The 14891-nt window shown below is 48.9% G+C and carries 13 protein-coding genes; all 13 read left to right on the top strand.

Annotation, left to right across the window (positions count from 1 at the left end):
• The first annotated feature begins 118 nt into the window (after positions 1-118).
• The 13 genes from PAEVO_RS09810 to rplD all read left to right on the top strand — a co-directional run bounded on the left by PAEVO_RS09810 (position 119) and on the right by rplD (position 14602).
• Positions 119-1525 carry an ABC transporter substrate-binding protein gene (locus PAEVO_RS09810; RefSeq protein WP_100537373.1) on the top strand — a complete coding sequence of 469 codons (1407 nt, stop codon included), beginning with the start codon at positions 119-121 and terminating at the stop codon, positions 1523-1525.
• 72 nt (positions 1526-1597) lie between these two features.
• A complete protein-coding gene (locus PAEVO_RS09805) occupies positions 1598-2497 on the top strand; it encodes a carbohydrate ABC transporter permease (protein WP_100539396.1) in 900 nt (299 codons plus the stop codon).
• Positions 2498-2604: 107 nt separating this feature from the next.
• Entirely contained in the window at positions 2605-3507 is a 903-nt protein-coding gene (locus PAEVO_RS09800; RefSeq protein ID WP_100537372.1) for a carbohydrate ABC transporter permease, read from the top strand.
• 32 nt (positions 3508-3539) lie between these two features.
• Complete coding sequence (locus tag PAEVO_RS09795) at positions 3540-4550, top strand: glycoside hydrolase family 130 protein (protein ID WP_100537371.1); 1011 nt, start codon at positions 3540-3542, stop codon at positions 4548-4550.
• Between the two features lie 39 nt (positions 4551-4589).
• The gene (locus PAEVO_RS09790) at positions 4590-5966 is read left to right on the top strand and encodes an FAD-dependent oxidoreductase (RefSeq protein ID WP_100537370.1); all 1377 of its coding nucleotides are present in this window, start codon (positions 4590-4592) and stop codon (positions 5964-5966) included.
• Complete coding sequence (locus PAEVO_RS09785; RefSeq protein ID WP_100537369.1) at positions 5963-6970, top strand: SGNH/GDSL hydrolase family protein; 1008 nt, start codon at positions 5963-5965, stop codon at positions 6968-6970. Before PAEVO_RS09790 ends, PAEVO_RS09785 begins: the two co-directional genes overlap by 4 nt.
• A 286-nt stretch (positions 6971-7256) precedes the next feature.
• Positions 7257-8483, top strand: a complete 1227-nt coding sequence (locus PAEVO_RS09780; RefSeq protein WP_100537368.1) for a copper amine oxidase N-terminal domain-containing protein — start codon at positions 7257-7259, stop codon at positions 8481-8483.
• Between the two features lie 74 nt (positions 8484-8557).
• Positions 8558-8893: a cupin domain-containing protein gene (locus PAEVO_RS09775; protein WP_243390704.1), complete on the top strand. Its 336-nt coding sequence runs from the start codon at positions 8558-8560 to the stop codon at positions 8891-8893.
• 295 nt (positions 8894-9188) lie between these two features.
• A complete protein-coding gene (gene codB, locus PAEVO_RS09770) occupies positions 9189-10466 on the top strand; it encodes a cytosine permease (protein WP_100537367.1) in 1278 nt (425 codons plus the stop codon).
• Positions 10435-11703, top strand: a complete 1269-nt coding sequence (locus PAEVO_RS09765) for a cytosine deaminase (RefSeq protein WP_100537366.1) — start codon at positions 10435-10437, stop codon at positions 11701-11703. The genes codB and PAEVO_RS09765 overlap by 32 nt, the downstream gene beginning before the upstream one ends.
• 387 nt (positions 11704-12090) lie before the next feature.
• On the top strand, positions 12091-13122 hold the full coding sequence (locus PAEVO_RS09760; protein WP_100537365.1) for a Cfr family 23S rRNA (adenine(2503)-C(8))-methyltransferase: 1032 nt from the start codon (positions 12091-12093) through the stop codon (positions 13120-13122).
• Positions 13123-13295: 173 nt separating this feature from the next.
• The gene (locus PAEVO_RS09755; protein ID WP_100537364.1) at positions 13296-13559 is read left to right on the top strand and encodes a CD3324 family protein; all 264 of its coding nucleotides are present in this window, start codon (positions 13296-13298) and stop codon (positions 13557-13559) included.
• Positions 13560-14002: 443 nt separating this feature from the next.
• Positions 14003-14602: a 50S ribosomal protein L4 gene (gene rplD, locus PAEVO_RS09750; RefSeq protein ID WP_411830416.1), complete on the top strand. Its 600-nt coding sequence runs from the start codon at positions 14003-14005 to the stop codon at positions 14600-14602.
• Positions 14603-14891: the final 289 nt, after the last annotated feature.

Here is a 14891-nt window from a genome sequence, read left to right as displayed (position 1 = left end):
AGGAGACCATAGAATTCTATCCCTTGAGAGTGAATTTGCCACACTCCTTTTCCGAGAACGGGATTCTATAATAAAAAACGAGCTCACAATACAAACGTTAATCAAAGGGGTAGAATGTATGCGAAAAAAATGGTTAAGTCTCGGCTTGAGCCTCATTCTGGCAGCCGGAATCGCAGGCTGCAGCGGGAACGACAACAGCAGCGGCAACGGCGGCACGACGAATGGCAAGTCTGACGGCGGAACGGCAGCACCATCAACCGAGACGGGCCAACCCGTACAGCTTAAATACTGGACTGACGACCGTCATGACCAGGAGTATATCAAGGAATTGATCAACAAGTTCAATGAAACAAACGGCGATAACATCCAGGTGGAATTGACGGTCATGTCCGAGAATTACGCGCAAAGTGTCGACATTGCCTTTTCCAGCAACCAGGCGCCGGATGTACTGCGTCTCAAGAGCGCCAATACGTCCGGATTCGTCAAAAAAGGGTATCTCGCCCCAATTGACGAGTATCTGACCGATGACTTGAAAGCGAAGTTCGGCAGCCTGCTGATCGACGATGTCAACCGTTTTGACGGCAAGGTGTACTCGCTCGCCAATACCGGCCTCACCATGCGCCTGGTCTACAACAAGGATCTCTTTGCCAAAGCGGGCATCGAGAATCCTCCGAAGTCGCTGCAGGAAATGGTGGAGGATGCCAAGAAAATTACCGAAGTCGGCAAAGCCGAGGGCATCTATGGTTTTGCGCTGAACTTCAAAAATCCGAAGCAAGCATTTGACCGTTCCGTCCGGGAGATTCTTTCCTTGAGCGGTTATCAGGGACTTGGCTTTGATCTGAAAACAGGCCAATTCGATTTCGAGCCTTACTCGCAGGTCATTGAATATTTCAAGCAAATGCATAAAGACGGAAGCATTCTGCCTGGCGCGGAAGCGCTGGACATCGACCCGCTGCGCGCCCAATTCGCCGCAGGCAAAATCGGGATGTATCTATCCTTCTCGACGGAGCCCGGCGTGTACATGGATCAATTCCCGACTGAAATCAACTGGGGGGGCGCATTGGCTCCAACGCTGGACGGTCAGATCAAGGGAACTTCCGAAATCGTGTCCGCCGGAACGTGGCTCGGCATCAGCGCCCAATCGGCCAATAAGGAAGCGGCTTGGACATTCATGCAGTATATGTACGGCGATGAGGTTCTGAAGACCTATCACGAAAAAGGCTTCGGGATTGCCATTGTACCGAGCATTGTAGAACAGGCAAAAGATCCGGAGATCAATGGCATGGAAGGCTTCCTGGTCGGGGAACACGACTCGCTCTGGCCTGCTTCGCCAAACGTTACTCCGGAGGGATCCACCTATGCGGACGCTTTCTTCAAATATATCCTTACCGATGAAGACCTGAAAGCGATTACGGAGGATTTAAACACAAGATACAACGCCGCATTGTCCAAAGCGGTGGAGAAAGGCGAGGTCAACGTAACGCCAAACCCTGCCTTTGATCCAACCAAACCGCAGGGAGAATAACAGGCGAGGATGGGGCTGCCGCACGCATTTTTGGCGGATGCCCCTTTTCTTTCCCCGAAGGAGGAACCCATCGTGAGTATGAAATGGAAACGGCTAGGGGAGAATGCTCTTTTTCTATCGCCGAGCATCATTTTGACGGCTGCCCTGGGCATCTACCCCTTGATATGGATGCTGCGTTATATGTTTTATGACTATGCCGGGTATGGCGAAGCGCTGTTTGTTGGGCTGGATAATTTTCGTCGGCTGATGCGCGATGCGCTGTTCTGGGAATCGGTTGGCAATACCTTTGTCTACGCCGGAGGCAAGCTGCTGCTGACGCTGCCATTGTCCCTGCTGCTCGCGGTCATCCTGAACGGCAAGCTGCGAGGCGGAAAACTGCTGCGAGGGATCTATTTTATGCCGACAATCATCAGCACCGCAGTTATCTCCGTGGTGTTCTATACGATCTTCAATTCCTATAACGGGATGGTTAACACCGTATTGATGAAGCTGCACCTGGTCTCGCAGCCGATCGACTGGCTCGGGCCGAAGCATGCGATGCTTACGGTCATTATGGTGGCGGTATGGGGCGCGGTCGGCAATTATATGCTGCTGTTTCTGGCCGGACTGCAGAGCATTCCGCAGGATTTGTACGAGAGCGCGGCCATGGACGGGGCAAACGCCGGAAGACGGTTCTGGAGCATTACGCTTCCGATGCTGGCTCCGGTAGCCCAGTTGGTCATCATGCTCGCAATTATTGCATCCCTGAAAGGCTATGAGAGCATTATGCTCATCACGGAAGGCGGACCAATCGGCAAAACCGAGGTCATGTATCTCTATCTATACAAACTTTTATTCCCGGTATCCACGGGTTCGCCTGTGGAGCAGCAGCTTGGATACGGCAGCGCCGTAGGCTTCGCAACCGCTGTTATTGTGGGAGCGATCACGGGCTTGTATTTCTTATTGAGCCGGAAAATGAACAAGTTGTATTAAAGGCTGCTCAAAAAGTCCGCTTTACAACTTTGCGAAGACCCTTACGATATGACAACAACGCCGCAGAGCGGTTCAAAATGGCTGCAGGCGTGCAGGAGGATCAGCAAATGAACGAACAGGTATTACCCCAACAACCGGATGCGCGCGGCAAAATCGCCGCCCGCCCGCCTTCCGGTCCCACAGGCAGAATTGTGGGCCGTACGGTGATGTGGCTGTTCTTATTGATAACGGCGATACTGACATTATTTCCCCTGTTGATGACATTGTCCGGTTCGCTCAAGACCGGCGCCGAAATGATGACCGGCGGCAGCCTGCTGCCGGCCAAGCTGCAGTTCGTCAACTATGCCGAAGCCTGGAAGCAGGCTAATTTTGCCCGCTATACCTGGAATAGCGCTTTTGTCAGCATTATGGTTACCGCAGGCACCCTGCTGGTAGCTGCCATGGCGGCTTATGTGGTGGACCGTCGCCATTTTCCCGGCAAATCCCTGTATGTGACGACGCAGGCGTCGATGATGTTTATATCCGTTGGTGCCATTGTGCTGCGCCCGCAATTCGATTTGATGGTCGCGCTGAACCTGAATACCACGCTGTGGGGCGTGATCCTGATTCTCATCAGCGCCCATTCCAGCACCTTTTTTATGCTGCTGGGTTTCTTCAAAGCGATTCCCCGCGAGCTTGACGAAGCGGCCATGGTGGACGGCTCCGGGTTTATCCGAACCTTCTTTCGGATTATTCTTCCGCTCCTGACACCAGGGCTTGGCGTGGCCGGGCTGTTTGCTTTCCGTCATGCCTGGAACGAATACATTCTGCCGCTGGTGTTCACGATGACGAATCCGCAGCTGCAGACGCTCACCGTCGGGCTGGCGAATCTCCGTTACGGTTCTTCCGCGGCCATGCAGATCCATTTGATGATGGCGGGAGCATGTCTGTCGATCCTGCCGATGCTTCTTGTTTATATTGTGGCGAACAAGTCGTTTATTCAGGTGACAGCGGGTTCAGTCAAAGGTTAAACACAATACCATATACAAGGAGCATGATGCACATGAGTTTTAAAGTAGGACCTTTGTTTTCCAGCCCGGTCATTACCCGGCATTCGGCGAATCCGATTCTGACACCGGGTGATGTGCCCTACGGTCCGGCGTTGGTCTTTAATGCCGGGGTTACCAAATTTAAAGGCAAGTATGTGATGGTTTTCCGCAATGACTACGGTGATGAACATCAAGGAATTGTTGCCCCTCATCATACGACGAATCTTGGGCTGGCCTTCAGCGATGACGGCATAAAGTGGGATGTGCAGCCGGAACCGTGCTGGTCTTGGCATGATGAAGAGGTCATCCGCGTGTATGACCCGCGTCTAACGGTAATCGGCGAACAATGTTATATGTGCTTTGCGGTCGATACCAAGCACGGGCTGCGCGGCGGCATCGCCGTCACCGAGGATTTCCGCTCCTTCGAGGTGCTGAGCCTGTCGCTGCCGGACAACCGCAACATGGTATTGTTCCCAGAGCGGATCGGGGGCAAGTACGTCCGGCTGGAGCGTCCGATGCCAGTATACAGCCGGGGCGGGATCGACCGCTTCGACATGTGGATGAGCGACTCGCCTGACCTGAAATACTGGGGCAACTCCAAGCTGCTCCTGGCGGTTGAAGATGTAGCTTATGCCAATGACAAGGTAGGCCCCGGCGCTCCGCCCGTCAAAACGAACAAAGGCTGGCTGACTCTGTTCCATGCCGTGGACATCGATCCCAGCAGAGGCAAGAACGGCTGGGAGGACAGCTGGAAGAAGCGCTATACATCCGGCATTTTACTTCTGGATCTTGCCGATCCCAGCCGGATCATCGGCATGGCGGAGACGCCGCTGCTTGCCCCGGAAGCCGATTATGAGACCGATGGGGGCTTCCGCAATCATGTTATTTTTCCGGGAGGCATGATTCTGGAAGAAACCGGGGAAGTCAAAATCTACTACGGCGCCGCCGATACGGTAGAATGCCTGGCAACTGCGCATGTAGATGATTTGCTGGATCTCTGTCTGAAAGACGCAGTCCGTAAGTAATGTTGACATGTTAAAGCTATACAGAATGGGGAGGTTTCTATGAAAGGACATATTACGTTGCCATCCGCCAGCATTCCGGTTGCCCGCGAGGTGGATGTGCTTGTCATCGGAGGAGGTGCTTCCGGCATCGCCGCCGCCATTGCCGCTGCGAAAGGGGGGGCGCAAACGATGCTGGTGGAGCAGCGAGGGTTCCTTGGCGGTATGGGCACGGTTGCGCTCGTTCCGGCTTTTTGTCCCTTTACGGATAAGCGGAAGCCGATTATCCGCGGTCTCGGCCTTCAATTGATGGAACGGATGAAGCAGGCATGCGATCCTCAGTACCGCGAGGAATATCAAGAGATGCTGGATTGGGTGCCGATCGATCCCGAAGTGCTGAAGCGGGTTTATGATGATGCCATTCTGGAAAGCGGTGTGACGCCGCTGTATCACACCTTTGTTTACGATGTTGTCCGGTCTGAGGACCGCCGGAAGGTTGAAGGTGTCGTTGTCGTTAACAAAACAGGACGGTCTTTCATCCCCTGCAGGTATATTATCGATTGCTCGGGAGATGGGGATATTGCCGCTCTGGCGGGGGTTCCTTTTCAGAAGGGCGGGGAAGCGGGCGAGCTTCAGCCCGGCAGCATGTGCTATCTGCTTGCGAATGTGGACCGTCCACGGTTCAGACGGTACCTGGAGGAGAGCGGGGATACGGGCCAACTTCACAAGACGGTGGAGCTGGCGATCGAGGACGGTGCGCTGCCGGAGGGCCGCAAGTCGATCTCCGGCCTTGCTTGGGTCAGCGACTATTTGGTTGGCGTCAACTTTGGCCATGTATTCGGCGTTGACGGCACCCTTGCCGAGGATTTGACGCGGGGGGCGATTGAAGGGCGCCGCACGGCGGAACGTCAGCTGCAGTTCTTCCGCCGCTACGTGCCGGGTTTTGAACACGCCCATATGGTGGCGAGCGGGGAGCAGCTCGGCATCCGGGAGACGCGGCGGATCGAAGGGGACTATATCTTGACGGTCGATGACTTCCTTGCTGCGCGTTCCTTCCCGGACGACATTGCCCGCAACGCATACTATATCGATATCCATCTCGCCAACAGCAAAAGTGAAATGACCTTTAACCACCTGCCGCCGGGTGTTTCACACGGCGTCCCATACCGGATTATGCTGCCGGTTGGCATCGACAACCTTTGGGTTGCCGGACGCTGCGTATCCTCGGACCGAGCAGTGCAAGGCTCCCTCCGGGTGATGCCGAACTGCTTCTCCATGGGCCAGGCCTCGGGTACGGCGGCTGCATTGGCGCTGCGGGATGGCACCGGCTCGCGCGGCATTTCCGTAGCCGAGCTTCAGCAGCGGCTGCTGGAGCAGGATGTATGGCTAGGAGAAGATTTCATTCCGGCTGAGAAGCAGAAGGAAGGGAATGCGCCGTGAAGCAGCTTCCATTAACGGATGAGTGGTTCCACGGTGCCGTTTCGCTCGAGCACCGGGAGGAGGGTATCAAGCCGTGGCGTATTCCTTACATGGATTACGAGCTGTATCCGCCTGCGGGAATCGATGGCAAAGCCGAGATATGTGCCGGTGTTCGCCTGCGGCTGCGTACGGACTCCACCGAGGTGGCAGTATCTTTCGCGCCGCTTGCGGATGCCGCCGCTATGGATTGCGTGGCAGGAGGAGAATTATGTCAGACGCTTAGCCTGGCCGTCGGGGCAACAGAAGCCTTGTTCAGTGGACTTGAGGACGGAATCAAGGATTTGGAGATTTGGCTCCCGCAAAATATAGGAATAACGGTCAACGGCCTGCGGATCAGCGCCCATGCTGTCGGAGTCCCGCTGCCGGACACCCGGCCCCGCTGGATTACGTACGGCAGCTCCATTACCCAGTGCGTCGGGGCTTCCAGCCCTTCCCGCGCTTGGCCTGCCATTGCCGCCGAAGCCTGCGGCTTCAGCCTGACCAATCTCGGCTTCTCCGGCAACTGCCACATGGAACCGATGATCGGGCGCCTGATTCGCGACTTGCCGGCCGATTTTATCTCGATATGTGCGGGCGTGAATATCTATGGCGGGGGCACCTTAAGCCCACGCATGTTCAAACCGCTGCTGATTGGACTGTTGGAGACGATCCGCGAGAAACACAGAGATACTCCGCTGCTTGTCATTTCCCCGATTTATGGGACCGCCCGCGAAACGGAGCTTAATTCCCTGGGCTTCACCCTGCCCATAATGCGAGAATTCATCCGCGAGACCGTGGAGCTGCTAAGGGCACGTGGCGATCGTCAGTTGTTCTATCAGGATGGCTTGAACTGGTTCGGTCCGGAGGATGAAGCCTTTCTGGCGGATGGTCTGCACCCTGGAGCCGAGGGGTATGAGCTGCTGGGCCGGCGTTTCCATGATCTTCATGAATTTGCGTTCCGGGCTGTACATCGAAACACGGAGTGATGAGTTTCTACTATATTCGGTATGACCCATGGGAAATCATCATAGCAACCCAGATGAAGAGAATATCGAATATAAAAATCGGTTGATCTATCTTTATGTTAAAATATTAAATTTATAAAACCCGTTGATGATCTTGATAATTCCAACGGGTTTTATTTTTGTATATCAGAAGACGATCAAGCCTGTTGATCTTGTTACCAATTATTACATACCTTATAATCTCATTGTGCGACAATGCGTGCACAGTAAGGATAAGAACAAATTCAAAAAGATGAGGAAGTCACCCATGAAAAAATTGCTAGTATGCGCATTAGCTATCATGCTAAGTTTAACTGCGTTTCCCCCCGCTATTTACGCTTCTGAAGTCCGAGTATCCGTGGATGGGCGTGAAGTACAATTCCCAGATGAGTACCCATACGTTGATCAGAGATCCAACCTTACGATGGTTCCACTTGCTTTTGTATCCGACAAGCTCGGAGCTACTGCGAAATGGAACGGAAAATTAAAACAAATCACGATCTCGCTTAACCGTGACATCATTATTTTGGTGATTGGCCAAAATCATGCACTGGTGAATGGAAAAAGAGTTGACTTTGAAGGGTCGGCGGTGCTCAAAAACGGTCGCACGATGGTTCCGCTGCGCTTTATTAGTGAAACCTTGCATGCAATTGTGGAATGGCAGCCCGCGCACAATCGGGTGAACATTATGTCCTCAGTTGCTAGTGTTCCGAAAGGAACATGGATATGGGACAGTAACATCATCAAACAAGATCAAGATATCATTATAAGCTTCGCAAAAATGAAAGGTGTGACATCTATTTACCTTCAGGTTGATAGAGATATAGATCCTGCAATTTATGAGGGCTTTATTCGAAAAACGAAGAGCGAAGGAATTCAAGTAGAAGCACTTGAGGGTCGTCCCGAATGGGCCTATAAGTCTAAGCAGGAGGAGATTCAAAAATTTATAGCCTGGGTCAAAGCCTATAACTCCTCTGTCGGTCCGGAAGCAAGCTTTTCGGGGTTGCATTTCGATATTGAACCTTATGCGCTAAGTGAATGGACGAAGGACAATACGACGATTCTTGAAAGCTGGATGGACAATATGAGACTGATCGAGAAAGAAACCAAAGGAAGCGGCTTGAAAATTGCGATCGACGTTCCATTTTGGCTAAATACGATTAATGTACCGGGGAAGGATTACAGTATGAGCGCATGGATGCTGGAGAAGTTCGATTGCCTCGTCATTATGAATTATCGGAATCATGCGTTAGGCAGCAATGGAATTGTGGAAAATGCGCAGGCCATGCTGAGAGAGGCCTCCACGCTGAAGAAGAAAGTTGTTGTTGCTGTAGAAACGCTCATAAGCAAAGAGGGTCCGAGGGTCTCATACTATTCCATGAGCAGCGAAGTGATGGAAAAAGAGCTGCAGTCCGCCCATAATCAATTGGCGCACTACGCAAGCTATGCCGGCTTCGCCATTCACGATTTCAAAAGCTGGCAGGACATGAAATAGAGGACAAATTGTATAAATAGGCAGGCAACTCGGGTATATTCCGCCGAAACTGAACCTCGTTTGCACAATTTTTTGTGGGGCGAAGTTATCTTAAAACCTTGATCGCCGACCCTAAAGTAAATGTTGGTGTGGGGAATGTAACCTTTGAACCGGGATGTCGAAACAACTGGCATATCCATCGAGGTGGATTCCAAATTTTATTAGTCACTGGAGGCGAAGGGTGGTACCAAGAAGAAGGAAAACCGGCTCAATTCTTAACGGCTGGTGATGTGATCGTCACTCATGATGGTGTGAAACATTGGCATGGTGCCGCCAAAGACAGCTGGTTTGAACACATTGCGATCACGGCGGGTAAGCCGGAATGGTTGGAACCTGTCTCGGATGAAGTATATGGGAGAGCAGCTATATAAACGGGACGCAAAATAAACACCATTGGATAATTATAACATTGACAATCGTAGGTTTTTCCAAAATAATAGAATGTAATTGAATACTGGTACCTTTAATTCAGTCCAGAGAGGCTGGCAAGGGCAGCGGATTTTTATAATCACGCGTGTATGAGCGAGTATTCCGTCAGGGATGCTCTGCGTCTTCGCGCGGGTTATGATGTACTAAAAAGAGGCTACTTGTCAGTTTAAGACTTGACGAGTAGCCTCTTTTTTCTGCTTCTTTGGTATCAGAACACTTTAACCTGGAGGTATTCTGATGAGCAAACAAGATCAAGAGTTTTCGTGGCAAGAGGTGCCGAAAACGCAGAGAAACCATTTTTGGAAGACGTTATCCGTTATGTTAGGGTTCACTTTCTTTTCGGCAAGCATGCTGGCAGGGGGGACATTGGGCGTCAGTTTGACGTTCATGGAGTTCATCGGCGTCGTGCTGGCGGGCAATTTGGCGCTCGGCATCTATACGGGAGCGCTGGCACATATTGCTGCCAAAACGGGCCTTTCCACGCATTTGCTGGCAAAATATGCGTTCGGTGAGAAAGGGTCGTACCTGCCTTCGTTCCTGCTCGGCTTTACGCAGGTCGGATGGTTCGGCGTCGGCGTGGCGATGTTTGCGATCCCGGTCGCCAAAGCGATGGATTGGAACGTGTACCTGTTGATCTTCTTGTTTGGTCTCGCCATGACGGCATCGGCCATCTTCGGCATGAAGTCGCTCGTCATTTTGGGTTATATCGCGGTTCCAGCTATTACCATTCTCGGTGGTTACTCCATGTTCGAGGGCGCAGATACGCTGGGCGGACTTCAAGGGTTGCTCGATTACACGCCGACACAGACACTCACCACGGCAGCGGCATTGACCATTTGCATCGGTTCATTCATTAGCGGCGGAACGCTGACGCCCGATTTTGCACGGTTCTCCCGGACTTCCCGGCAGGCAGTTACCGCTACGGTCATTGCGTTCTTCCTGGGGAATTCACTCATGTTCCTGTTCGGCGCTGTCGGCGCAATGGCCTATAACCTGGCAGATATCTCGGAGGTCATGTTCCTGCAAGGGTTGATCCTTCCCGCGATCATCGTACTAGGGCTGAATATCTGGACGACCAACGATAACGCCCTTTACGCTTCCGGACTGGGATTTGCCAACATCACAAAAATTTCGAAAAAATTCTTCGTTATTGTAAACGGCATTGTGGGTACCGTATTGGCCATGTGGATGTACAACAATTTTGTCGGTTTTCTGAATGTGCTGGGTGCGGCGGTACCGTCCATCGGGGCCATTATCATCGCGGATTACTTCTTCGTGAAGCGCAGAAACTATAAGCCGTTTGCCGACATGACTTTCAAGAAGGTAAACTGGATAGCGATGGTGGCTTGGGCTATCGGCGTAGCGTTCGCCCAGCTTGCCCCAGGAATAACGCCATTGAACGCACTAATTGGTACGGCGGTGGCCTACATCGTGTTAATGCTGATCGTTCCTGCCAAAGAATCCAAAGAAAAGGGGAAAAACAATGATTATACAGAACGCAAAATTGCGGGGTAAAGAAGGTTTATGGAATATCGTCGTGAACGACGGGAATTTTGTAAAAATAACGCAGGCGCTGGAAGCGACAGGGAATGAGGAAGTCATTGACGTCAACGGCTCACTTGTGCTGCCGCCGTTCATTGAACCTCATATTCATCTGGACACCACATTAACGGCGGGCGAACCGGAATGGAATTTGAGCGGTACACTGTTCGAAGGCATCCAGCGTTGGTCAGAACGCAAAGCATTCCTGACGCATGAAGACGTCAAAACACGCTCCAAAACGGCACTGAAGTGGCAGATGGCGCAGGGCATCCAGCATGTACGGACGCATGTGGACGTCACCGATCCCAGCCTGACCGCAGTTAAAGCGATGCTTGAAGTGAAAGAAGAAATGGCTCCATACATCGACATCCAGCTCGTTGCTTTTCCCCAGGAAGGCATTCACTCTTACCCGAACGGCGTGGAATTGCTGGAAGAGTCCCTGAAAATGGGCGTTGACGTGGTCGGCGGCATACCGCACTTCGAATTCACGAGGGAATATGGCGTCGATTCCATGAAGGTTGCGTTTGACCTCGCCGAAAAATACGACCGTCTGATCGACATCCATTGCGACGAAATCGATGACGAGCAATCCCGCTTCGTGGAAGTCGTTGCCAAAGAAGCCTACGAACGCGGGCTGGGCTCGCGTACAACGGCAAGCCACACGACAGCGATGGGGTCATACAATGATGCATATACGTACAAATTGTTTAGATTGCTGAAGATGGCTGACCTAAATTTCGTCTCCAATCCTCTGGTTAACATCCACCTGCAGGGACGCTTCGATACGTATCCGAAAAGAAGAGGGCTGACTCGCGTCAAAGAGCTGCAGGAAGCGGGTCTTAATGTGTGCTTCGGTCACGATGACATCTTTGATCCATGGTATCCGCTAGGCACGGGCAACATGCTTCAGGTGCTGCACATGGGCATCCATGCTTCGCAGCTGCTCGGATACGATCAGATCGTGAATTCGATCGATCTCATTACGAAAAACAGCGCAAGAACGTTGCATATCGAAGATGTGTACGGTATTGAAGAAGGTAAGCCTGCCAACTTCATCGTCCTTGAAGCAGAGAACGAATATGAGGCTATACGCAAACAGGCCGGAGTGCTTTATTCGTTCAGAGGCGGCCGTAAAATCGCGGAAACGAAGCCGCGGGACACGTCGATCATTCTTGAAGGCGGTTCGGAGAAGGTCACTTTCAATAAATGACATCTAAGACTTTTTCGCGGATCTATATCAATACTTAGAACAACTAAAGAATTCTATACCTGTAAATGACTCTTCTTGACCGTAATATAGTTATTGTGTTAAGTTTTTCATGTGATAATGATGAATAATGATGGGAGGGATAAAGTGATGACTGCTTCTGAAATTGTAGATGTAAATGTGAACCTGTCTTTTAAAGCGATGTTTGACAAGGTTCACAAAATAACAAATCAGATACCGGAACTTTATCCTTCTATGCATATATACAATTCGTGACTCATTTATAGTTAGTCTCTTACTTTTGTATAAGTATAGTTAGGTTAATGTACGCAAAAAAGCACCGGTAAGCTGGTGCTTTTTTGCGTTTTCTCCGTTAAAAGGGAGATAGATATGAAGCATTTATCAAAGTATGAGAAAATTCGTAAAATCTTATCGGCTCTAAAACAACCTAATTATAGATATTCGCAAATAACAGAGGCAATTTTCAAGAACAAGATTGGAAATTTTGAAGCAATGAACAACTTGCCAAAGCCATTAAGAAATGAATTAATCAAAGAGCTTGGAAACGAAGTGTTAAGCATCACACCAAAAATGGAGCAGAAATCCAATCAAGTTAGTAAAATTCTGTTTGCCATTCCTGGTAATGAATACATTGAGTCCGTAAGATTAAGTTATAAAACGGGATGGGAATCGTATTGTATCTCTTCGCAGTGTGGTTGCGGATTTGGTTGTACATTTTGCGCTACGGGAACACTTGGTTTGAAAAGGAATCTCACAACGGATGAAATAACGGATCAACTTCTTTTCTTTACTTTGAATGGCTATCCATTGGACAGTGTGTCCTTTATGGGGATGGGGGAGGCACTTGCAAACCCATACGTGTTTGATGCATTGCATGTGTTGACGGATCCTCAGCATTTCGGTTTAGGGCATCGAAGAATTACGGTTTCTACAATAGGTTTATTACCTGGAGTAAAAAAGTTGACGAAGGAATTTCCACAGATTAATTTAACGTTCTCCCTGCATTCACCATTTAATGATCAGAGAAGTGAGTTAATGCCAATTAACAGTCATTTTCCATTAGAAGAAGTTATGACCGTGTTGGATGAGCATATTCAACAAACGAAGCGAAAGGTCTACATTGCTTATATACTTCTTAGGGGAATAAACGATTCCACTAAACATGCTGAAGCTGTTGCTGATTTGTTGCGTGGAAGAGGGTCATGGGAACATTTATATCATGTTAATCTAATCCCTTACAATTCCACTGATGCCACACCACAAAGTTTTGTAGAGTCGGATCAGAACCGTATAAATACGTTCCTTAAAATCTTGAAGTCAAAAGGAATCCATGTCACCGTCAGAACCCAATTTGGATCGGACATCAACGCGGCATGCGGTCAACTATATGGATCAAAATAAGTTTATGGAAAAATTATAGCTTCTAGGAGGGAAATGCAATATTCCATAAAAATACATCTATAACACATGTGTTACTCCATGCAGAGCCGGTTTTGGGTATTTGCATGGAGTAGCCAATAGCATTTAAACTGGCTTTGCTACTTGAACTATAATTTTCAAGGAGTGAGTCGCTCGTGAGATATATTAATGCTTCTGTCGTCTTGCCGGAGGAATTAGTTGAAAAATTACAGGAATATGTTCAAGGTGAATACCTCTATATACCAGCTAGAAAAAATGAATATAAAGTCTGGGGAGAGCTGTCTGGCGCACGAAAAGAGATTAACAAAAGAAATGATGATATTCTGAATGCCTATTTATCTGGCGCTTCCGTCGAGGAGCTCTCAGAATCATTCTTTTTATCAACCTATGCTATCCGAAAAATAATATATCAGAAATAGATACCAACGTTCCCCTTCAAGTGTGCTAAATCGAGCACGATTCTTGAAGGGGTTTTTTATAATAAAAAGAAGAGTTTCGGAACACTGAGTATCCACTTATAAGTTAATTAGCAACAGATATATGTTAACTAATATAAAATACTACAGCATCGTTTTGTATATAGATCATGATTTTTCAATCTGCTATCGTGTAGATGTAGGGAACATGGGATATAAACCATTTAAATTTGCACCAGGAGGGGGTCGAAGTGATGGATGTTATCGTACATACTTCGATTGCAATATAAGTGAGTAGAAAGAAAAGGTTGATTTTCTAAATCTAATAAAACAACTGATTATCATGATTTCTGCTCACTTTTGAGCTATACGTTCCTATATAAAATCCACTTTTTATGATGATAATCAGGAGGTAGCTAAGATTGTTAAACGTCTCTATTTATAATATGGAAGGTAAAATTACGGGTGAAATGGAACTTGAAGAATCCATCTTCGGCATTATCCCCAATGAATCGGTTCTGCATGAAGCTGTTGTGAACCATCTTGCGAACAAGCGTAGCGGGACACACTCGACTTTAACTCGTGGCGAAGTTAGAGGTGGTGGCAGAAAACCCTATAAACAAAATAAAATTAATAAATCTAGAGCGGGTTCCATTCGTATGCCGCACTGGCGTCACGGAGGTATTGCCTTCGGTCCCAAACCTCGTGACTATGGATATCGTCTCAATAAAAAGGTTAAACGTCTTGCGATCAAATCAGCTCTATCCGCCAAAGTACAAGATAACGAACTCATTGTAGTTGACCGTATTACACTTGAAAGCTACAGGACAAAATCGATCGTCGCCATGCTTAAAGCTCTTGATGCCAATAAGAAAGTGCTTCTCGTAACTCCTGAGGTGGATCACCTTGTGTATAAAAGCGCAAATAACATTCCTGAGGTGCAGACAACTGAAGCAAACTCGCTGAATGTATATGATATTCTTAATTGTGATACGTTCATTATAGCTAAGGATGCTATAAAAATAGTTACAGAAATATATATCTAAAAAACAAACGGAAATGAGGTGATCACGAAAAGCAAAAGAACATAAGTGAACATTTAAGTCGCAGAGCAACGAAAAACTTATTCAGTCTGGTCATATGAAAAGGAAGCCACTGGGTGAACTTTCTTGATGATGAAAACATCAAGCCGCAGATAATCCCCTTTAAGTAGACAATGTGTAAAATGCGCATTAGGTTTACTTGAAGGGGATTTTTCATGGGTGGAATACGGAAGACATCGATTATTTAACCCATTAGATGATGGTCTAGATTGGCGCATGGTTCTCGATATAC

The sequence above is a fragment of the Paenibacillus sp. GM2FR genome (assembly GCF_002803325.1).
GTDB classification, from domain to species: Bacteria; Bacillota; Bacilli; order Paenibacillales; family Paenibacillaceae; genus Paenibacillus_AQ; species Paenibacillus_AQ lautus.
This window is presented reverse-complemented; position numbering and strand designations above follow the sequence as displayed.